Origin of the sequence: Gordonia sp. VNK1 (assembly GCF_040049135.1) — a bacterium.
GTDB lineage: Bacteria > Actinomycetota > Actinomycetes > Mycobacteriales > Mycobacteriaceae > Gordonia > Gordonia oleivorans.
On sequence record NZ_JBDZDJ010000002.1, the window covers coordinates 156314 to 177568 of the forward strand.

General features: G+C 67.2%; 19 protein-coding genes. 9 read left to right on the forward strand and 10 right to left on the reverse strand.

Annotated features, from left to right (window positions below; translation table 11 throughout):
• Positions 1-12: 12 nt before the first annotated feature.
• Positions 13-750 (reverse strand): GntR family transcriptional regulator, encoded by a 738-nt coding sequence (locus ABLE94_RS02725; protein WP_348804203.1) that lies wholly within the window; start codon positions 748-750, stop codon positions 13-15.
• Positions 707-1846 carry an acyl-CoA dehydrogenase family protein gene (locus ABLE94_RS02730; RefSeq protein ID WP_348804202.1) on the reverse strand — a complete coding sequence of 380 codons (1140 nt, stop codon included), beginning with the start codon at positions 1844-1846 and terminating at the stop codon, positions 707-709. The genes ABLE94_RS02725 and ABLE94_RS02730 overlap by 44 nt, the downstream gene beginning before the upstream one ends.
• A 129-nt stretch (positions 1847-1975) precedes the next feature.
• Here ABLE94_RS02730 and ABLE94_RS02735 point away from each other — a divergent pair, with 129 nt between their 5' ends.
• Entirely contained in the window at positions 1976-2932 is a 957-nt protein-coding gene (locus tag ABLE94_RS02735; RefSeq protein ID WP_348808003.1) for an Rv1363c family protein, read from the forward strand.
• A 13-nt stretch (positions 2933-2945) separates the two neighbouring features.
• Here ABLE94_RS02735 and ABLE94_RS02740 read toward each other — a convergent pair whose 3' ends face one another.
• Positions 2946-4169: a TetR/AcrR family transcriptional regulator gene (locus ABLE94_RS02740; protein ID WP_425476120.1), complete on the reverse strand. Its 1224-nt coding sequence runs from the start codon at positions 4167-4169 to the stop codon at positions 2946-2948.
• A 188-nt stretch (positions 4170-4357) separates the two neighbouring features.
• Between ABLE94_RS02740 and ABLE94_RS02745 the strand changes: the two genes are divergently transcribed.
• From ABLE94_RS02745 to ABLE94_RS02765, 5 genes are all read left to right on the forward strand, one after another.
• Entirely contained in the window at positions 4358-5167 is an 810-nt protein-coding gene (locus ABLE94_RS02745; RefSeq protein ID WP_425476121.1) for an enoyl-CoA hydratase-related protein, read from the forward strand.
• Between the two features lie 97 nt (positions 5168-5264).
• The gene (gene fadD5, locus ABLE94_RS02750; RefSeq protein WP_348808004.1) at positions 5265-6869 is read left to right on the forward strand and encodes a fatty-acid--CoA ligase FadD5; all 1605 of its coding nucleotides are present in this window, start codon (positions 5265-5267) and stop codon (positions 6867-6869) included.
• A 266-nt stretch (positions 6870-7135) separates the two neighbouring features.
• Positions 7136-8266, forward strand: a complete 1131-nt coding sequence (locus ABLE94_RS02755) for an NDMA-dependent alcohol dehydrogenase (protein ID WP_348808005.1) — start codon at positions 7136-7138, stop codon at positions 8264-8266.
• 24 nt (positions 8267-8290) lie between these two features.
• Positions 8291-9109, forward strand: coding sequence for a serine hydrolase domain-containing protein (locus tag ABLE94_RS02760; protein WP_348808006.1), 819 nt, complete (start codon positions 8291-8293; stop codon positions 9107-9109).
• Positions 9110-9250: 141 nt separating this feature from the next.
• Positions 9251-9769, forward strand: coding sequence for a DUF3145 domain-containing protein (locus tag ABLE94_RS02765; RefSeq protein WP_348808007.1), 519 nt, complete (start codon positions 9251-9253; stop codon positions 9767-9769).
• Between the two features lie 96 nt (positions 9770-9865).
• On the opposite strand, the gene ABLE94_RS02770 is transcribed toward ABLE94_RS02765, so the two are convergent.
• From ABLE94_RS02770 to aceE, 7 genes are all read right to left on the reverse strand, one after another.
• Positions 9866-10612: a chymotrypsin family serine protease gene (locus ABLE94_RS02770; RefSeq protein WP_348808008.1), complete on the reverse strand. Its 747-nt coding sequence runs from the start codon at positions 10610-10612 to the stop codon at positions 9866-9868.
• 108 nt (positions 10613-10720) lie between these two features.
• Positions 10721-12172 (reverse strand): acyl-CoA carboxylase subunit beta, encoded by a 1452-nt coding sequence (locus ABLE94_RS02775; RefSeq protein WP_348808009.1) that lies wholly within the window; start codon positions 12170-12172, stop codon positions 10721-10723.
• Between the two features lie 31 nt (positions 12173-12203).
• On the reverse strand, positions 12204-13475 hold the full coding sequence (locus ABLE94_RS02780) for a KasA/KasB family beta-ketoacyl-ACP synthase (protein ID WP_348808010.1): 1272 nt from the start codon (positions 13473-13475) through the stop codon (positions 12204-12206).
• Positions 13472-13777, reverse strand: a complete 306-nt coding sequence (gene acpM, locus ABLE94_RS02785) for a meromycolate extension acyl carrier protein AcpM (protein WP_348804192.1) — start codon at positions 13775-13777, stop codon at positions 13472-13474. Before acpM ends, ABLE94_RS02780 begins: the two co-directional genes overlap by 4 nt.
• A 131-nt stretch (positions 13778-13908) precedes the next feature.
• Positions 13909-14817, reverse strand: a complete 909-nt coding sequence (locus ABLE94_RS02790) for an ACP S-malonyltransferase (protein WP_348808011.1) — start codon at positions 14815-14817, stop codon at positions 13909-13911.
• 195 nt (positions 14818-15012) lie between these two features.
• Positions 15013-16284: a PucR family transcriptional regulator gene (locus tag ABLE94_RS02795; RefSeq protein WP_348808012.1), complete on the reverse strand. Its 1272-nt coding sequence runs from the start codon at positions 16282-16284 to the stop codon at positions 15013-15015.
• Positions 16285-16503: 219 nt separating this feature from the next.
• Positions 16504-19266: a pyruvate dehydrogenase (acetyl-transferring), homodimeric type gene (gene aceE, locus ABLE94_RS02800; RefSeq protein ID WP_425476131.1), complete on the reverse strand. Its 2763-nt coding sequence runs from the start codon at positions 19264-19266 to the stop codon at positions 16504-16506.
• A gap of 294 nt (positions 19267-19560) precedes the next feature.
• Here aceE and ABLE94_RS02805 point away from each other — a divergent pair, with 294 nt between their 5' ends.
• The 3 genes from ABLE94_RS02805 to ABLE94_RS02815 all read left to right on the forward strand — a co-directional run bounded on the left by ABLE94_RS02805 (position 19561) and on the right by ABLE94_RS02815 (position 21252).
• Positions 19561-20157: an Rv2240c family protein gene (locus ABLE94_RS02805; protein ID WP_348808014.1), complete on the forward strand. Its 597-nt coding sequence runs from the start codon at positions 19561-19563 to the stop codon at positions 20155-20157.
• A 130-nt stretch (positions 20158-20287) separates the two neighbouring features.
• Entirely contained in the window at positions 20288-20725 is a 438-nt protein-coding gene (locus ABLE94_RS02810; protein WP_348804187.1) for a DUF3052 domain-containing protein, read from the forward strand.
• A complete protein-coding gene (locus ABLE94_RS02815) occupies positions 20722-21252 on the forward strand; it encodes a peroxiredoxin (RefSeq protein ID WP_348804186.1) in 531 nt (176 codons plus the stop codon). The genes ABLE94_RS02810 and ABLE94_RS02815 overlap by 4 nt, the downstream gene beginning before the upstream one ends.
• Positions 21253-21255 lie beyond the last annotated feature (3 nt).

A 21255-nucleotide genomic window follows, 5' to 3' on the forward strand; every position in this document is an offset into this window, starting at 1 on the left:
GCCGACTCGGCGTCAGTCCCAAATACCCGTCTGCTCAAGGTGTTTGACGAGTCGCGCGGCGCCGTCGGTGAACTGGCGGCGGGTCTGGGTGATGATCTCGTCGTGGTCGCCGGAACGGTAGGCGGTCAGGAGTCGGTCGTGGCTGTCGACGGCGACCTCACCCCATTCGCGATCGGAGGCGTAGAGCTGGGTGGGGGTGTAGCGCGTCGCCGAGAGCAGGAACCAGGCGAGCTTCTTGCCGGCCGCGATCAGGTTGTGGGTGCGGTGGAACTCGAACTCGGCGTCGGTGACGGCGGCGGTGTCACCGGCGTCGACCGCCTCGCGGAGTGTGCGATTGCACCATTCGAGTTCGGCGAGTTGATCTTCGGTGATCACCTCGGCGGTGCGCAGGGCGAGTTTGACGGCGATCTCGCCCTGCAACCAGAACAGGTCGTCGACGTCGATGCGGTCGAGATCGGACACCCGGTAGCCGCGGTGCGGTTCGAGGCTGACCATCCCTTCACCCCGGAGGGTGAGCAGCGCCTCGCGGACCGGGGTGACGCTGACGCCGAGCCGTTCGGCGGTCTCGTCCAGGCGGATGAACTCGCCGGGCCGGAAGTCGGCGGTCATGATCAGATGCCGGAGATGGGCGGCCACCTCCTCCGACAACTGCGGTCGGCGCCGCAGACGGGACCGGTCGGCCCCGCCCGCGGCTGCCTTCGGGCCCTCAGAGCCCGTAGGTCTTGCCGATGATGTCGCGCTGGATTTCATTGGTGCCACCGTAGACCGTCGAGATGATTGCGCCACGCATGAGGCGTTCCGCGTCGAACTCTGTTGCGTAGCCGTAACCGCCCATCATCTGCATGGCGTCGATGGTCATCCGCTTGGACGTCTCGGTCGCCTTGAGCTTGGCCATCGATGCCTCGCGGGGCAGCAGCTTCTTCGGGTTGGCGTCGGCCTGCTCGGCCACCGAGTACACCAGGAGTTTGGTGCATTCGATCTCGGTGGCCAGATCGGCCATCCGGTGCCGCAACGCCTGGAACGTGCCGATCGGGCGGCCGAACTGCTTGCGCTCGGTGATGAAGGACAGGGTGTCGGCGAAGGACCGTTGGGCGACGCCGAGCTGCATCGCGGCCAGGATGAGGCGTTCGGTGTTGAGCCCGGCCATCAGCTGGTTCCAGCCGTTGCCGACCTGACCGACGACGGCCGAGTCCGGCACGCGGACGTTGGTGAAGTAGAGGTCGTTGACCTCGCGGCCGCCGAGGGTGTCGATGCCCTGGATCTCCAGGCCCTCGGTGCCTGCCGGGATGTGGAATTGGGTGAGGCCCTCGTGCTTCTTGCCGGTCTTGTCGGTGCGGGCGATCAACAGGATCGACTTCGCGAAGTGCGCGTTGGAGCACCAGGTCTTCTGGCCGTTGATGACCCAGCCGCCGTCGACCTTCTCGGCGCGGCACGACAGGTTGGCGACGTCGGAGCCGGCCTCGGGTTCCGACATCGAGATCGACAACGAGTCGCCGTCGGCGACGCCGCTGAGCACCTCTTTCTTCAGCTGTTCGTCGGCGAACTTCTGGTAGGCGGCCGCGGTGATCAGGGTGGGGCCGATGCCGCCGATCGGGGCGTTGCCGCGCATCGCCTCCTCGAGCAGGATGCACATCTCGACGTTGCCGGCGTCGGCGCCGCCGTACTCCTCGGGAACGAGCAGTCCGGTCCAGCCGAGCTCGGCCATCTTCTTGTACAGCTCCTGCGAATGCAGCTCGGCACCGTTATCGGTCAAGGCGTCGCGCTGCTCGCGGGTGCCGGCCTCGCGGCGGCAGAAGTCGGCGACGGCCTGTGCGAAGGCCGTCTGTTCGTCGGTGAAGGAGACCATGGCGGTCGGGACCTTTCTGGCGGGGAGTCGGGTGGCAACGGCATGGCGCCGGATGACCCATTAAATCACATATATTTGATATGAGAAGCGGTGATCGGCGCCACAGCCGAGGTCGCTACATTGGTGGCCATGCCCAAGTCCGCGCCCGCGCCCCGACGGCCGAGCCTCGCCGGTGACCCTGACGCACCGAATGACGCGATCGACCCCGGCGCCGTCGACCCCGACACGATCGACCCCGACGCGCATCCGTCGGAAATGGAGTCCCGCGACACCGAAGATCGAGCGCCGGCCACCGATACCGCCGGCGACGATGTGACCCCGCTGGACGGTCAGAGTTTTCTCGACGCCAATCGGCGCAACCGGGAGCAGATCCGTGCCGATGCCGAGCGCAAGGCCGACAAGCGACGCGGACGCACCGTCGACCTGAACAAGACCGACGCGGCGGACGAGACCGTCGGGGACGCATCCGCCGAGGCGTCCCGGGCCGCCGATCCCGATCGGATTCCCCGCAAGATGGACGGCTCGTCGTCATCCGGCCCGCGGCGGCGCCGACGGAAGCTGCAGATCGCCGGTAGCCGACGGCTGTTTGCACTGGTGGCCGCTCTGGTCGCGGTGGTGATCGCGTTGGCTGTGGCCACGGGTGTCCTGGCCGTCCAACTCGCCGACGCGAAGCAGGCGGCCGCCGCGGGACCGTCGAATGCCGACCGCGTCGCCGTCATTGATGCGGCCAAGCGGTATGCGGCATCGTTGAGTACCTATGACGCGGCCGATTACAACGATCTCGATCGCCGGATCCGTGAGGTGTCGACGCCCGCATTCGCCAAGACCTTCATCGCGTCGTCGCAGGATGCCCGTGCCGGTAACGCGAATGCCAAGGGCGTGTCGAAGGGTACCGTCGAGCACGCCGGGATCGAGTCGATGAGTGATGCGCATGCGGTGGTGCTGGTCTCGATCGATCAGAAGGTGACCTCACCCGAGGTGTCCAGTCAGGTGCCCGACGGGATCACCTATCAGTCACGCGCATTGGTCACCCTCACCCACCAGGACGGTCGTTGGCTGCTCGACGGCTTCGAGGTCGACAACTAGCATCACCGCCAGTTCAGTTGTTCCCCAACAGGATTTGTACTCCCACCGCGGTGATTCGGTGGGCATCGGGTGCGGCGGTGTCGCGCACCAGGTCGGCGACGGCGGCCAGTGCCGCATGCACCAGGAAACGGGCGGCGGTGGCCGTGGTGTCCGGGCGTTCGCGGGTCACCCACGTCGCCCATTCCTCGACATTGAGGCGCTGGTGATGTCGCAGCGTGGTGCGGGTCGCGGTGCCGAGATGACCCACCTCCGTCTCGTACACGGCGATGAGATGTGGATTGCTGCAACACAACTCGACGTATCGGCGCACCAGTTCGGTGATCGCCTCGCGGGGGGTACGCGACGCGGCGAGGGCGTCGGCGATGATGGCGGCCATCCGGTCCTGTGCCCGCAGGAACGCGGCCTCGAGGATTGCGACCTTGCTCGGGAAGTAGCGGTACACGCCGGACGCGCCGACACCGGACGCCTGGCCGATGTCCTCGATGGTCACATCGTGAAAGCCGTTCGCCGCGAACAGGTTGATCGATTCGGAGAGAATCGTCTCGCGGCGGGCGCTCGGCGCGAGGCCGGTCGGCTGAGCGGCGACCTCGACCGGACAGGGCAGATCCAGATCGACCAGAGTCATCGCCGCGTCACGTAGGAGAGACGCGACCTCGCGGGCCGGCAGTGACGCGCGGTGGGTGGCGGGGCTCGCCACCACACTGGTCATCGCCGCGGTCAACAGATCGGCATCTTGGCGGTCGAGGTCGGCGCGCACGCCGACGAGGGCGCGGCGCAGGCGGCGGTGCTGGTCGATGACCACGCTGCGGACGTACTCGTGGTCCGCGCCGATGAGATATCGCGATTCCCAGCGGTAGAGGCCACCGGTCCGGCGATTGTCGACGGCGGTGGTGGCGATGGCGGCGAGCAACTGTGCCAGTTCGGTCCGCGGATCGTCGGTGCTCACGTCGATGCCGTCGATCGCCTCGGCCAGACGTTGCGCCAACGACGACGTCGCCTCGGCGAACAGGGCGTACTTGTTCGGGAAATGTCGATAGAGTGCGGGCGCCGAGACGCCCGCGGCCTCGGCGATGTCGTCGAGGCGTACCGCGTGATAGCCCCCCTCGCTGAATCGGCGCGCGGCGACCTCGATCAGGTGACGTCGACGATCGGCGGGTCGGCGTACCCGCTCCCGGCGCTGCGCCGACTCGGTCCGGCGCGGGCCGTCGGGGGAGTCAACAGAGCTGCGGACAGTCACAGGGGGTCAGCGTAGCCGGAGACTCGCTTCGCCATCGGAAAGACGGGGAAAGTTGCGAAAACTGCAGGCAAACTGGCTGTTGCGATCATATATGTTAATCGATATTCTCGTGATTCAGGTCTCATCATGGTGTACGGTGAGCGCTGTGTGACCCGCGTCGACGCGGGTCGGGAAACGACGTCAGGGGAGTGGTGGGCGACAACATCAACGATGGTGAGGCGACCGGTGTCGTGGTCTCGCTGGACGACGACGGCGTCGGCAGGCTGACGATCTCGCGCCCCGAGCGGATGAATGCACTCGACACCGCGGCGAGCACCACGATCATCGACACGTTGCACCGCTGGGCCGCCGACGACGCGGTGCGCGTCGTCGTGCTCGACGGTGCCGGCGGCAGTTTCTCCACCGGTGCCGACGTGACGTCGATGGCCCAGGGCGGGGCGATCGACGGCTTCAGCAAGGATCAGGCGCGCGGCATCATCTCCAACGGTTCGGACCTGGCCCGCGCCGTGCGCGCGGTTCCGGTGCCGGTGGTGGCGGCGGTGGACGGTGCGGCCGCCGGTATCGGCGCCTCGTTGGCGCTCTCGGCCGACCTGATCTACGCCACCGCACGCTCGTACTTCCTGCTCGCCTTCATCAACATCGGACTCATGCCCGACGGCGGGGCGTCGATGCTGGTGTCCGCCGCGGTCGGGCGGGCACGGGCCAACGCCATGGCCTTGCTCGGCGAAAAGCTGCGTGCGCCTGCGGCATTCGACGCGGGACTGATCACCGATGTGGTGGCCGACCGGGAAGTGCTGGACGAGACCGTCGGCGGCGTGGTCGCCAAACTCGCCGCCGCCTCGCCGACCGCCCTGCGGCTGACCAAGGCGGCGCTCGACGCACACACGATGGCCGGATTCGAAGAGGCACTCGGCCGCGAACTCGACGGCCAGACCACCTTGCTCCAATCTCCCGAATTCTCCGCGGCGCTCGCGGCATTCGCCGCTGCCCGTCACTGACCGCCCGGTCGGACGTCCACGGCGTCCGACCCCGACACGCCCCGTTCGATCGACAACCGAGCCCCGTTGCTCGCCAAGCATGAAGGAGCCATCGCCGATGACTGCCACCCTCGACAACGACCAGGACCTGACCACCGAGCCGCTGCGGTCGCGGCGCAATCACTGGAACAACCAGGTCAAGCGTCATGCCGCGATGAACCCGGACGGGCCCGCGCTGAAGTTCCTCGGCAATGTCACCACCTGGAAGCAACTCGACGAGCGGTCCCGTTCCTTCGCGGCGGCGTTGAGCCGTCGCGGCGTCGGCTTCGGCGACCGCATCCTGCTGGTGCTGCTCAACCGCACCGAGTACGTCGAGGCCGTGATGGGCGCCAACCTCATCGGGGCCATCCCGGTGCCGGTCAACGTGCGGATGAGCCCGGCCGAGATCTCCTTCCTCGTCAGTGACAGCGGCGCGAAGGTCATCGTCACCGAGTCGCTGCTCGCGCCGCTGGCCGACGCCGTCGGTGCCGCGACCGGGGCCATCGAGCAGATCATCGTCGTCGGCGACACCGCCAACGACGCGCATCTGTCGTTCGAGGCGCTGGCGAACGAGGATTCCGCCGATCTCCCGGAGATCGACGTCCCCGAAGAGACCATCGCGCTCATCATGTACACCTCCGGCACCACCGGAAAGCCCAAGGGCGCCATGCTGACCCACCAGAACCTGCAGGCGCAGGCGGTGACCTGTCTGCAGGCGCTGCACACCCGGACCGACGACATCGGCTCGTGTGTGGCACCGATGTTCCACATCGCCGGTCTCGGTGCGATGGCACCGCTGATCTACATGGGTGCGCTGTCGGTCATCCACCCGCTCGGTGCGTTCGACCCCAACGACATGCTCGACACCCTGGAGAAGGAGGGCACCACCTCCATCTTCCTGGTGCCCGCGCAGTGGCAGGCCGTCTGCGCCGCGCAGCAGGCACGTCCGCGTGACCTCAAGCTGCGCGTGATCAGCTGGGGTGCCGCACCCGCGTCGGACTCGGTCCTGAACGCGATGAACGAGACCTTCCCCGAGGCGCTCAACGTCGCGGTGTTCGGTCAGACCGAGATGTCGCCGATCACCTGCGTGCTCGAGGGTCGTGACGCGTTGCGCAAGCTGGGATCGATCGGCAAGGTGGTCCCGGCGGTGACCGCGCGCGTCGTCGATCCGGAGATGAACGACGTCGCCCCCGGCGAGGTCGGCGAGATCGTCTACCGCGGACCCAACATGATGAAGGGCTACTGGCAGAACCCGCAGGGCACCGCCGACGCGTTCCACGGTGGCTGGTTCCACTCCGGCGACCTGGTCCGTCAGGACGAGGAGGGCTTCCTCTACGTCGTCGACCGCGCCAAGGACATGATCATCTCCGGCGGCGAGAACATCTACTGCGCCGAGGTCGAGAACGCGCTGTTCGGCCACGACAAGATCGCCGAGGCCGCGATCATCGGTCGGGCACACGAGAAGTGGGGCGAGGTCCCGGTGGCCGTCGTGGTGCTCGCCGAAGGCGTCGACGACCTCACGCTGACCGATCTCGAGCCGTACCTGAACGAGAACCTGGCCCGGTTCAAGCATCCCAAGGACCTGGTCATCGTCGACGAGCTGCCCCGCAACGCCGGTGGCAAGGTCATCAAGCCGACCCTGCGGTCGAGCTACGGCAGCAAGGACGCCCGACTCTCCGACTGATCCGGATCGACATCGGCGACGACAGCCGCGGCACCGCGTTCCCTCCTGGTCGGGAGGGGTGTGCCGCGGCTGTCGGCGTCGGTGGACGCGGTGCGCACGGAGAAAAACTGCAACACGTTACACACCAAAACTGAAACACGTTACAATTCTGACCGGAGGCGTGACACGGGTCACGCTGCCTGGTTCTGCTGGTGAGGAATCCGCCCCGGTCGCGTCTGACGTGGCCGGCAGTGGCGTTCCGGGCCGGTCACGAGTGGAGGTTCACGTTGAAGACCAAGGGCGCGCTGCTGCGCGAACTCAACAAGCCGTGGGAGATCGAAGAGATCGAGATCGGCGATCCGAAGGCACACGAGATCAAGATCCGGATGGAAGCGGCCGGAATGTGCCACTCCGATCATCACCTGATGACCGGCGGAATCCCGATGGCGGGTTTCCCGATCCTCGGCGGCCACGAGGGCTCCGGTGTCGTCGAGGAGATCGGTGAGGGCGTCACCGACTTCGAGGTCGGCGACCACGTCGTTCTGTCGTTCATCCCGTCCTGCGGCAAATGCCCGTCCTGTAAGTCGGGGATGGCCAACCTGTGCGATATGGGTGCCATGCTCCTACAGGGAGAAGCTGTCTCCGACAACACCTTCCGCATCCACACGGCCCAGGGTGAGAACGTCTACCCGATGACGCTGCTGGGGACGTTTGCGCCGTACATGGTGGTTCACGAGGCATCGGCGGTCAAGATCGACAAGTCGATCCCCTTCGAGGTCGCCGCGCTCGTCGGGTGCGGTATCCCGACCGGCTACGGCTCGTCGACCCGCAGTGGCGATGTGCGTCCCGGCGAGGACGTCGCCATCGTCGGCGTCGGCGGCGTCGGAACCGCGGCGTTGCAGGGTGCGGTCATCTCCGGCGCGCGCAACGTCTTCGCGATCGACCCGGTCGAGTGGAAGCGCGAACAGGCGATGAAGTTCGGTGCCACAAAGACATTCGCCTCGGTCGAGGAGGCCGCCCCAGCGATCGCCGAGATCACCTACGGCCACATGGCACACAAGGTGATCGTCACCGTCGGTGAGGTGCACGGCAAGGATGTGGACTCGTGGATGGGGATCACCGCCAAGGGTGGCACCTGCGTCCTGACCGGCATGGGCAACATGCTCGAATCCGACGTGACCCTCAACCTCGCGATGCTGACCCTGTTGCAGAAGAACCTGCAGGGCACCATCTTCGGCGGCGCGAACCCGAAGCTCGATATCCCGCAGCTGCTGTCGATGTACCGGCTGGGCAAGCTCAACATCGAGGACATGATCACCCGGCAGTACCGCCTCGACCAGATCAACCAGGGCTACCAGGACATGCTGGACGGCAAGAACATTCGTGGCGTCATCCGCTACACCGACGAGGATCGGTGAGCCGACCCGCGTACGCTGCGTGATGTGTCAGCACTCGATGCCCTCGCGCAGTGGCCCGTCGACCACGTGTCGGCGGTCTGTGTCAGCGGAAACCGGATAGTCGCCGAGTACGGCGACACACACCGGGCCTACGAACTCGCCTCGGTCACCAAACTCCTGGTGGCCGAGGCGGTTCTCGTCGCGGTCGAGGAGGGCGCCGTCGATCTCGACGACGCCGCCGGACCGCCCGGTGCCACCATCGCGCATCTGCTCGCCCACGCCTCGGGGCTGGCGTTCGACAGTCGCGAGGTGCAGGCGCCGGTGGGTACCGCCCGGATCTACTCCAGCGCCGGCTTCGAGGTGCTCGCCGAGACCGTCGAACGGGCGACCGACATCGCGTTCGCCGACTACCTCGCCGATGCGGTGTGCGCGCCGTTGGGCTTGTCGGCGACCGCGCTGGTGGGTCCGGCCGGCCACGGGGCGACCTCGACGGCGGCCGACCTCGGCGTGTTCGCCGCCGACCTGCTGTCGCCGCGACTGATCTCGACGGAAATGTCGGCCTCGGCGACGTCGGTGTGGTTCCCCGGTCTCGACGGCTTCGTCCCGGGGTACGGAAAGCACCGGCCCAACGACTGGGGACTCGGGTTCGAGATCCGGTCCCACAAGTCGCCGCACTGGACCGGGAAGACCAACTCGCCGTCCACGTTCGGTCATTTCGGTCAGTCGGGAACCTTCCTCTGGGTCGACCCCGACCTCGATGCCGCGTGCGTCGTGCTCACCGACCGGCCGTTCGGTGCCTGGGCGAAACCGCTGTGGAGCGAGTTCAACGACGCCGTCGTCGCCGAACTACGGGCGTCTCGTTGACCACATTGAACGCACGAATTGTCACCAGGAACTAGCGCAACACGTGCATCGTCAGGCACAATTGAACGCAGAACTGTGATATCCGGTGTTGCGAGGTGTGTTGGGGAAGACGTTCCTCGTCGACAACCGGAGGTGAACAAGGTGCGCAATCTGAATCAGTTTGCGGACATGACAACAGGAGTGGTGTACATCCACTCGGCGCCGGTGGCGCTGTGCCCGCATGTGGAGTGGGCTCTGTCGTCGACCCTGAATGCACGCGCGAACCTGAAGTGGTCGGCACAGGACGCCGAGCCCGGTCTGCAGCGTGCCACCGTCGACTGGGCGGGCCCGGTCGGTACCGGCGCGCGTCTGGTGACCGCGCTGCGCGAGTGGTCGGCGCTGCGCTTCGAGGTCACCGAGAACGCCAGTGAGGGCGTCGACGGCGAACGCTTCTGCTACGTGCCCGGATTGGGTCTGTGGCGCGGTTCCATGAGCGCCAACGGTGACGTGATCATCGGTGAGACCCAACTGCGCGCCATGATCGAGTCGCAACCCGACAGCGCCGGCCTGGCCGGCGAGATCGAGTCGGCACTCGGCACCGCGTGGGACAACGCACTGGAGAACTACCGGATGGGCGGCTACGGCGCCGAGGTCACCTGGCTGACGCAGCGGGTGGGCTGAGCTTCGAACGGCTGATCTTCGAACACCGACGAGGACACCATGTTTCGGTCCCGGGATGGATTGCCCGGGGCCGAAATGTGTTGGTGGGTGCCGTGACTACGCCCGCGGCGTGAACTGGCCGACGAGGGCGCCACTGGTGCGGGCATGGCGGACCGCGGCGTCGATACGGGTCACCGTCGTGGTGGAGAGCATCGGTACCGACCACGGACGCGAGAGAATGCCGATCAGGGTGTGCGAAGGGTTGTACACCGGGCTGCCGGAGTCGCCGTAGATCGCGAAGGCGAAGGTGTCGAACTCGACCGCGCTGACCCGATCGATCACCCCACACCGTTCACCCGGGAAGATCACTCCGGGACCGTATTTGCAGGCGATCTCGCCGAGGTGTGGTGCACCGATCCGGGTGGGATGGATCGGTGAACCGGGGACCGGGCCCACGCGCACACCCGGATGCAGGCGGATCAGGGCGTAGTCGAGTTGATCGATCTCGGTGACCTGCGTACCGGGAACCCGCCGTGCGATCACGGTGCCGAGCTCCGCGGTCTGGTCGATGGCGCGGACGGTCGACCCCAGGCCGGCGCAGTGGCCCGCGGTGAATGCGAGTTGTTGCCCGGTGCTGTCGTGTCCGGCGCCGGCGAGGACGCAATAGACCACCTGGTCGGGCTCCGGGGTGCCGGCGATGATGAGACCGGCACCCACCAGCGGGGGAGTGGGCGAGGTGGCGTGAGCCTGCGGAGCCGGGGACAACGCGACGAGTGCCGCCGACAGGCACGCCACGATCGCCGTCAGGGTGCGAATACGGGCGGGTGTCGTCGTTGACATGTTGTTGCCTCGGGTGGTGCTCATCTGGGTCCAGTGTAGGCCCAGCGGAATCGGACGCGCGTGAAATCGGCGCCATCGCAGCGTTTTTGGGTACTTGGACCTATCTGCGTGGACCCATCTGTGTGCCGGGCGCTACAGCGGAATGTTCTTGTGCCGCCCGCGTCGTGCCGGCGCGGCCGCGAGAGCATCGGCGATGATGCTGCGGGTGCGGGCGGGGTCGATCACCTCGTCGACGACGCCGATGGACTGCGCTCGGCCGACGCCGCCGGCGAGTGCCTCGTGTTCGGTGGCGAGACGATCGTGCAGGGCGTCACGTTCGTGATCGGGTGCGGCAGCGAGGGCCTTCTTGTGCAGGATGCCGACGGCGGCCTTCGCGCCCATCACGGCGACCTCGGAGCCCGGCCAGGCGAACACCGCGGTGGCGCCGAGGGCGCGGGAGTTCATCGCGATGTAGGCGCCGCCGTAGATCTTGCGGGTCACCAGCGTGACGCGCGGGACGGTGCATTCGGCGAAGGCGTGCAACAGTTTTGCGCCGCGGCGGACCACGCCGTTCCACTCCTGCCCGACGCCGGGGAGGTAGCCGGGGACGTCGGTGATGACCACCAGCGGGACGCCGAAGGCGTCACAGAGGCGGACGAAGCGGGACGCCTTCTCGGCGCTTTCGGAGTTGAGACAGCCGCCCATGCGCAGCGGATTGTTGGCGACGACGCCGACGCTGCGCCCGGCCAGCCGGCCGAATCCGATCACGATGTTGGGTGCCCATTTGGCCTGCAGCTCTTCGAAACTCGAGATCTCGGTGCGGCCGTCGGCGGCGAGCCCGCCGTCGAGGAGTGCCTCGATGACCGGATGCACGTCGTAGGCACGCCGATTCGATTCGGGCAGAAGGGCTTTGAGGTCGGTGTCGCGGGCTTGTGCGTGGGCGGGGTCGATGCTGCCCTGGGCGGCGAAGGTGTCCACCAGGCGCCGCGCCCGCCAGTAGGCGTCGGATTCGGAGTCGGCGGTGATGTGGCTGACACCGGAGCGTTTGCCGTGAGTCAGTGGGCCGCCGAGGGTTTCCATGTCGACGTCCTCGCCGGTGACGCTGCGCACCACGTCGGGACCGGTGACGAAGACGCGGCCCTCGGGGGCCATGATGACGACATCGGTCAGCGCCGGACCATAGGCCGCACCACCCGCGGCGAAACCGACGACGACGGAGATCTGCGGGACGTATCCGGACGCGCGCACCATCGCCTCGAACACCCCGCCGACGGCGTGCAGTGCCTCGACGCCCTCGGCGAGCCGGGCGCCGCCGGAATGCCAGATGCCCACCACCGGAGCCTGTTCGGTGATCGCGGTGTCGATGGCGCCGACGATGTGGGCACATCCGACCACACCCATGGCACCGCCCATCACGGTGCCATCGGTGCAGAAGGAGACGGTGCGTACGCCGTGGACCAGACCGATGGCGGCCTGCACACCCGACTTGTCGCGGGGATGCAGCAGCGACATCGAACCCTCATCGAAGAAGGTGGTCAGCCGCAACACGGGGTCGCGGGGATCGGCAGATCCCGATTGGCCGTCGATGGGGGCCAATATGGTCAACGCGTCGTCTCCTGTCGGACAGAGGTGGGCGTCAGTATCGCCCGAAGGCGATGGCCACGTTGTGTCCACCGAACCCGAACGAGTTGTTCAACGCGTAATCGATCTGACCCTTGCGGGCCTCACCGTGCACGACGTCGATCTCGCATTCGGGGTCCTGATTCTCCAGGTTGAGCGTCGGCGGGATGATGCCCTCCTCGACGCTCTTGATCGTCAGCACCGACTCCAGTGCACCGACGGCGCCGATGGAGTGGCCCAGTGCCGACTTCGGGGCGTACACCGCGGCGTGATCGCCGATGGCCGCCTTGATGCCGACCGCTTCGGCGGTGTCGCCGATCGGGGTCGAGGTGGCGTGCGCATTGACGTGGGCGATGTCGCTCTTGGTCAACCCGGCGGTCTGGATGGCGCGTGCCATCGCCCGTGCGTTGCCCTGACCACTGGGATCGGGGGCGACGAGATGGAAACCGTCGGAGGTGATCCCGGCACCGAGGACGCGTGCGTGGATGTGCGCACCGCGCGCCTTGGCGTGCTCTTCGCGCTCGAGGACCAGCATCGCGGCGGCCTCGCCGAAGACGAAGCCGTCGCGGTCCTTGTCGAACGGACGTGACGCCGCGGCCGGGTCGTCGTTGCGGGTGCTCATCGCGCGCATTATGGAGAACGCGGCGATCGGGATCGCATCGATGTGACCTTCCACGCCACCGGTGACCACCATGTCGGCGTCACCCATGACGATGTGGCGCCACGCGTGCGCGATGGCCTCGGCACCCGACGAGCAGGCGGAGACGGGCGTGATCACGCCGGCGCGGGCACCGACGTTGAGTCCGACGACGGCAGCAGGTCCGTTGGGCATGGCCATCGAGACGGCCAGCGGGGAGACCTTGCGGTAATTGCCGGATTCCTCGATGGCCTTGACCGCGTCGACCATGGCGTCACCGCCACCCTGACCGGTGCCGAGCACGACGGCCAGGCGTTCCGGATCGACCTCGGGTTCACCGGCGTGCGCCCAGAGGCGCTTGCTCATGACGTGTGCGATGCGCTCGACGTAGGCCATGCGGCGTGCCTCGACGCGGGTGACCTCCTCGGCGGGGTCGGCCAGCAGCCGTCCACCGACGCGGCAGGGGAGTTCGCCGTACTTCGTGACGAAGTCGTCGGTCAGCTCCCGGATGCCGGTCTTGCCGTCGAGGAGACCCTGCCAGGTCGAGTCGAGGTCGACGCCGAGGGAGGTGGTGGCCACCATCGAGGTGACCACCACACTCGGGAAGTTCCCGCCCAGCGTGGAGTACTCGCGGAGGGAAGGCGAGCTCACGAGTTCTGTTCTGCCTCGATCTGGGCCTGGATGGCAGCAGCGGCTTCGGGGTTCTCGGCCTCGAGCTTCTGGATGTAGCCGACGGCGTCGCCGACGGTGCGCAGGCCCGCGAGGTCCTCATCGGGGATCTTCACGCCGTACTTGTCCTCGGTCTGCACGGCGATCTCGACCATCGACAGCGAGTCGATGTCCAGGTCATCGACGAACGACTTGTCCATCGTCACCTCGGACGGCTCGATGCCGGTCACTTCCTCGATGATTTCGGCGATGCCGGCGATGAGTTGTTCCTGGGTGGCAGCCACGTGGGTGGATCCCTTCTGAATTCGAAAGTGATGTGTAACTCCGGAGCACCATGCGTGCACGACGCACTCACACGTTGCTTGGACATCCGGCACGAAGCCGGATTTCCGGGGGTCGCGGTCAGCCGCGACCGCTATCCAAGTTCGATGACCTTCTCGATGTCCTCGGGTGCCTTCCACGCGACGGTGGGAGTGCCCTTCAGTTCACGCTTGGCGATGCCGGCGAGCGCGCCGGCGGGCGGCAGTTCCACGAGAGCGGACACGCCGTTCTCGCGCAGATACGCCGAGCACAGATCCCACCGCACCGGGCGGGTGACCTGGGCGACCAGCTTGGCCAGGGCGTCGGCGCCGTCGGTGACCGGGCGGCCGTCGGAGTTCGACAGCAGGGTCCGGTCGGGGTCGGCGGGGGTGATGGCGGCGGCGGCCTCGGCCACCGCGTCCTGGGCGGGTGCCATGAAGTGTGTGTGGAAGGCGCCGGCGACCGCGAGCTTGCGGGTACGGGCGTTCTCCGGCGGGGCGGCGATCAACTCGTCGATCGCGGCGGCCCGGCCGGCGGCGACGATCTGCCCGGCCGCATTCCGGTTGGCCGGGACCAGCGACAGCTCGTCGAGGCGGGCGAGCACCTCCTGCTCGTCACCACCGAGCACCGCGGCCATGGTGGTGTCCTCGAGTGCGCATGCCTTGGCCATCTCGCCGCCGCGGATGGCGGCCAGCTTCACGGCCTCGTCGGGGCTGATGACACCGGTGATGGCCGCGGCGGCCAGTTCACCGACCGAGTGGCCGGCGATCACGGCGTCGGCGGGGAGTTCGCCGCGCTTGCGGTACTCCTCGTAGGCGAGCAGCGCCGCGGTGACCACCAGCGGCTGCGTCACCGCGGTGTCGGTGATCTCCTCCGCGGTGGCCGTGGTGCCGAGGCGGAGCAGGTCCAGACGGATCAGCTTCGACCAGGTGGCGAGCTGGTCTCGCACACCGGGAAGCTCGACCCAAGGAGTCAACATGCCGGGAGTCTGAGAGCCCTGACCGGGCGCAAGCATCGTGAGCACGTGACCAGAGAACACTGTTTGACCGCCCGATGGCGGTGTAGAGGTTTATGAACCTCAGAACAAGGATTTGTAGGGTTCCCACAAAGGTGACCGGTGCGCCACCCGCATCGTCATCACTCTGAGATTCGTTACACGAACGTGTCCTTTGGGCGTCTGCCAGCAGAAATGTGGAAACAGGCGTGTGACAAAAGTTTCTCAAGTGGCTGCAGACGATGATTCGTTCCTGAAGTGTGTCAAACGACCCACCGTTGCGGCGACACGTAAGACGTACCCGTCGCGAGGGTTAGTTGGATCACGTCCTGTGACTTCTGCAATTTTCTTCAGTCGGTACCGGACAGTATTTGGATGGATGTACAGTTCGCGCGCGCAGGCCTCGACCGAACCCCCGGAGTCGAGGTACGCCTCGAGGGTTGTGTTGAGGACGGCGCCGCCGTGGGTGAGCGGGCGAACCAGGGTGTCGATGAGCGTGGCGGTGGCCGACGCGTCGCCGTTGAGGGCCCGCTCGGGAAGCAATTCGAGACTGTGCACCGGCCGCGGGGCCCCCGGCCATCCGACGACGGCGGCGATACCGGCCATCGCCTCGGTGGCACTGGTGTGGGCCGTTCCGAGATTGGGCATGGTGGGGCCGATGACGACGGGACTGTCGGCGAAATGCTCGAGCAGGGCGGTCGTGAACCCGTCGGTCGGCCGGATCGTACCGCTCACGATGGTCACCAGGGTGCTGCCCTGAACCACCGAAAGTGCCGCTCGCTCATGGGCTTTGGCGGTGTTGTGAATGGCCAGCGGCACCGAGACGTTCTGTTCGGGTGGCGGCGCGCCGATGATCACCGTCGCCGGCGCATCCGAATCCCAGTTGAGTGCCGCGGCCCGCGACATCAGCTGCGGACCGGTGTCGCCGCGGATCACCGCGTCGACGACGAGGGCTTCGAGCCGGGAATCCCAAGCACCGCGCGACTCGGCCGCCGAGGCGTAGATCGCGGCCGCGGCGAAGCCGATCTCGCGCCCGTAGCGCAACACCGACTCGGTCAGGGCGCGCAGTTGGGCGTCGTTGCGGGCCAGCAGCGGGAGCCATTTCTCGAAGAACTCCATCGCCACGCGGACCATCTCGACGGTCTGCAGCAGCGTGATCCGGCGGGCGAGGTCCTGCGGGACCACCTGGAAGGCCTGCACGGTGAACTTGACGTTGCCCTCGGGATCCTGAATCCACTCGACGAAGTTGACCACCGCGGTCTGCACCACGAGTTGCACGCTGGCGCGTTGTGCGGCGTCGAGATCGGCGAAATAGGGGAGCTGATCCTGCATCGAGTGCACGGCCTCGGTCGCGAGGCGGCCGCTGTACTGCTTGACCCGACGCAGCAGGGTGTCGGGCAGGGCGTCGTGCACGGTCGCCGGTGCCGGAACGTGGGCGCCACGCTCACCGAAGACGTCGGTCGGTGGGGGCGTCTGGTTCGCGCGCGCGTCGGACATCTCTTCAATGTAGGCGGTGGCGGCCACGACTCATCGCCGATCGCCTCGCGGACGCGGGTGGTGTTCGTCGGCGCGGTCACCGCTCGTCGGCGCGGTCTGTGCAGCGTGGGCGTGGATGTGGACGAGCAGCGTCAGCGAGAACCGCCCGCGTCGAGACGACGCCGCGGTGAGGGCACCGGCCCGCACCGCGGCGCGTCGAGGGTTTCGTTCGGTGGAGACCTATGCGCTGCCGGTGTCGGCGAAGGACACCTGCGCGGCGGTCACGTCGGTGATCTTGTACTTCTCCGCGGCCTGCGCGGCCACCGAGGTGTCGATGTGGCCGTCGCGGGCCAACGCGACCAGCACGCCGACCACGATCGACTCGGCGTCGACGTTGAACACCCGCCGGGCGGCCGGACGGGTGTCGGAGAAGCCGAAGCCGTCGGTGCCCAGCGTCAGATAGGTGCCCGGCACGTAGGCGCGGATCTGGTCCTGGACGCCCCGCATGTAGTCGCTGACCGCGACGAACGGACCGTCGGACTGCCCGAGGACCTTGGTGACGTAGGCTTGGCCGGGGTCGTCGGCGGGGTTGCGGACCGCGGCCTTGTCGACCTCGACACCGTCGCGGGCGAGTTCGGACCACGACGTCACCGAGTACACCGCGGCGCCGACGTTCCAGTCCTCGGCGAGCATCCCCTGCGCCTTGAGGGCGTCGGGCATCGTCACGCCGGAGACCAGGATGTTGGCCGGGTACTGCTTGCCCTCCGGTGCCGGGGCGAACTTGTAGATGCCCTTGAGGACGCCCTCGACGTCGAGATCCTCGGGTTCGGCCGGCTGACTGATCGGCTCGTTGTAGACGGTGATGTAGTAGAAGATGTTCTCCGGCTGCTCGCCGTACATCCGCTTCAGGCCGTCGGCGATGATGTGGCCGAGTTCGAACGCGAACGCCGGATCGTAGGCGACGACGGCCGGGTTGGTGGCCGCCAGCAGCGGCGAATGCCCATCGGCGTGCTGCAGTCCCTCACCTGTCAGGGTGGTCCGCCCCGCGGTGGCGCCGATGACGAAGCCGCGGGCCATCTGATCCCCGGCCGCCCAGAAGCTGTCGCCGGTGCGCTGGAACCCGAACATCGAATAGAAGATGTAGAGCGGGATCATCGGCTCGTCGTGGGTGGCATACGACGTGCCGACCGCGGTGAACGATCCGGCCGAACCGGCCTCGTTGATGCCCTCGTGCAGGATCTGACCCTCGGAGCTCTCCTTGTAGGCGAGCATCAGTTCGGCGTCGACCGAGGTGTAGAGCTGTCCGTTGCGGTTGTAGATCTTGAGCGTCGGGAACCACGAGTCCATCCCGAAGGTGCGGGCCTCGTCGGGGATGATCGGCACGATCCGCTTGCCGATCTGCTTGTCGCGCAACAACTCCTTGAAGATCCGGACCAGTGCCATGGTGGTCGCCACCTGCTGTTTGCCGGAACCCTTGGCCGCGGTCTTCAGTGCGCCGCTGACGTCGGGTTTCAGCGCCTTGGCCTTGGTGCGGCGCACCGGCAGGAAGCCGCCGAGCTGCTTGCGCCGGTCGAGCATGTACTCGATCTCCGGGGCGTCCATCCCGGGGTGGTAGTACGGCGGCAGGTAGGGATCCTTCTCGAGCTCGGCGTCGCTGATCGGGATGCGGGTCGAGTCGCGGAAGGCCTTGAGATCGTCGAGGGTCAGCTTCTTCATCTGGTGGGTCGCGTTGCGGCCCTCGAAGTGTTTGCCGAGCGTGTAGCCCTTGATGGTGTGGGCCAGGATCACCGTCGGCTGCCCCTTGTGGGCCATCGCCGCGGCGTAGGCGGCGTGGATCTTGCGGTAATCGTGGCCGCCGCGCTTGAGCTTCCAGATGTCGGCGTCGCTCATGTTCTTGACGAGTTCCTTCGTGCGCGGATCGCGGTTGAAGAAATGCTCACGGACGAACGCGCCGTCGTTGGCCTTGTAGCCCTGGAAGTCGCCGTCGGGGGTGGTGTTCATCAGGTTGACCAGGGCGCCGTCGCGGTCGGCGTGCAGGAGCGCGTCCCACTCGCGACCCCAGATGACCTTGATGACGTTCCAGCCGGCGCCACGGAAGAAGGACTCGAGTTCCTGGATGATCTTGCCGTTGCCGCGGACCGGTCCGTCCAGGCGCTGCAGGTTGCAGTTGATGACGAAGGTGAGGTTGTCCAGGCCCTCGGTGGCCGCGAAGCTGGCGAAGCCGCGCGATTCGGTCTCGTCCATCTCACCGTCGCCGAGGAACGCCCAGACATGCTGGTCGGCGGTGTCCTTGATGCCGCGATCGTGCAGGTAGTGGTTGAACCGGGCCTGATAGATCGCGTTCATCGGGCCGAGGCCCATCGAGACCGTCGGGAACTGCCAGAAGTCGGGCATCAGCCGGGGATGCGGATACGACGGCAGTCCGCCGCCCTCGCCGGCGTGGCTGTGTTCCTGCCGGAAACCGTCCATCCGCTCGGGGCCGATGCGGCCCTCGAGAAAGGCCCGCGCATAGATGCCGGGGGAGGCGTGTCCCTGGATGAAGATCTGATCGCCACCGCCGGCGTGATCGATCCCGCGGAAGAAGTGGTTGAAACCGACCTCGTAGAGGGCGGCCGACGACGCGTACGTCGAGATGTGGCCGCCGACGCCGACACCCGGACGCTGGGCGCGATGCACCATGATCGCGGCGTTCCAGCGCAGGAAATTGCGGAAGCTGCGTTCCACCTGCTCGTCGCCGGGGAACCACGGCTCGCTCTCGGTCGGGATGGAGTTGACATAGTCGGTGGAGGTCAGCGACGGGATGGCGACGCGGCTCTCGCCGGCGCGCTCGAGGAGGCGCAGCATCAGGTAGCGGGCGCGGGCCGGGCCCTGTTCTTCGACGAGCTTGTCGAAGGACTCCAGCCATTCACTGGTCTCGTCGGGGTCGATGTCGGGCAGATACGAGGCGACACCCTCGCGGATGACACGCACGCGGGGTCCCTGCGGCCCTCCGGAGGCCGCCACGCCATTGGTCGCACTGACGTCCGTGGTCGCCTGCTCGGTCGTCGCTGCACGCTCGGTCGTCTCTGCCTGTTCGGTCACGGTGATGCCTACTCCTCGATCGGGGCCGGGACGGGGTGGTGCCCGGCAGTCGATGACACGCGGGCTCCGCGCGGCGAATGGTTGTCGACGCTGACGGAATCCGTTTCCCATCGTGCCCCATGACGGTTCGGTTGGCACCGGCTGCGTGGGTTTCGGCATGAACCCACTGACCTGCGGTAGCGTTCGACTTCGATTACCGACGAGTAAGGAGAGGCTGTGCGCCATCAACGGGTTCACCCGGGTGCGTCGCGGCCGGTGCGTCTGGTCGTGGCGTGCGTCTGCTCGGGTGCTCTGCTGATGGTGGGTGCCTGTGCGACGACGGTCCCGGGCTCGCCGGGCGCCGACTCCGACGAGGTCTCCCTGTATTCGTCGGAGCAGTCCGCGTCGGCGGCGGCCGCGCAACGCGAGTCGACGGTGGCGCTGTGCCGTCAGGCGATGTCGTCGATGGTGGTGATGGTCCGCGGCTACAACACCTTCGTCGACAAGCTCAACGACGTGCAGTCCTACGATCGTGTCGGCGATCTCGACGACCGGGCGCGGGCCAGTCTCATCGCCGGTGCCGATCAGATCCGGGCGGAGGTCGCGGCGTCGATTCCGGCGACGGTGACCGACCCCGTCAACGCCTTCCTCGCCAGTTCGGATCGACTCGGCCAGGCGATCGCCCGTCGGGAGTTGGTGGGCCTCAACCCGATTGCCGATACCTGGACGCGTGACAAGCAGTCCGTGCTGACGGTGTGCGCCGAGTATCTGCCCACGCCGCCGGGCTTGTCCGGCGCGCCGAGCGCCGCCGCGACGCCGACGCCGACCCGCTGACCCGGACGCGTGGCGGGCGCGAGGAAATCGCCGTGTCCGCGAATTCATCTCGGTGAACCACCCCTTGGTGCACTACGCTGTTTCCAAACAGCCGACAGGCACACACTCACACCTCAGGAGGTCTCGCGCGGTGGTAGCCGCCTCAGGGAGCACTGGCTCCGACGGCAGCAGTGCACAGAAGCTGGGGTTCGACCCCGGCATGGTGGTCCAGGAACTGGGTTGGGACACCGACACCGACGACGACCTGCGGGCCGACATCGAGGACGCCATCGACGCCGAGATGCTCGATGAGGACGCCGACGACGTCATCGACGTGGTGGTGTTGTGGTGGCGTGACGATGACGGTGACCTGGTGGACCGGTTGATGGATGCCATCACCCCACTCGCCGACGACGGGTACGTCTGGGTGTTCTCGCCGAAGACCGGCAATACCGGTTACGTCGACCCGAGCGAGATCGCCGAGGCCGCCCCGACTGCCGGACTGACGCAGACCAACGTGGTGAGTCTGGGTGACTGGTCGGGTTCTCGTCTGGTACAGCCGAAGTCGCGGGCCGGCAAGCGGCAATGAGCGATCCGGCCGTCCACGACGCCGACAGCCTGGCCTCCGACGTCGCGGTCGGAGACCGGCGTGTTCCCCTGGAGGTCGGTGATCTCGCACCGGACTTCGAACTGCGTGATCAGAACAATCAGCGGGTGTCGCTGTCGCGACTGCTCGGTGAGGGTCGCTCGGTGCTGATCGTGTTCTTCCCGTTGGCGTTCACCGGGACCTGCCAGGGCGAACTCGGCTACATCCGCGACCATCTCCCGCAGTTCAGCAATGACGACCTCACCACGGTTGCCGTGTCGGTCGGGCCGCCACCGACACACAAGGTGTGGTCGTCCACGCAGGGATTTCTCTTCCCGATCCTCTCGGACTTCTGGCCGCACGGTGCCGTCGCGCGGGCCTACGGGGTGTTCAGCGCCGAGCGTGGATACGCCGATCGCGGCACCTTCGTGGTCGACGCGGACGGACGGATCGTGTTCGCCGACGTCGTCGGGCCGGGGGAGGCGCGCACCGAGGCGGTCTGGGACCGCGCCCTCGCGACGCTGGGTTGATCC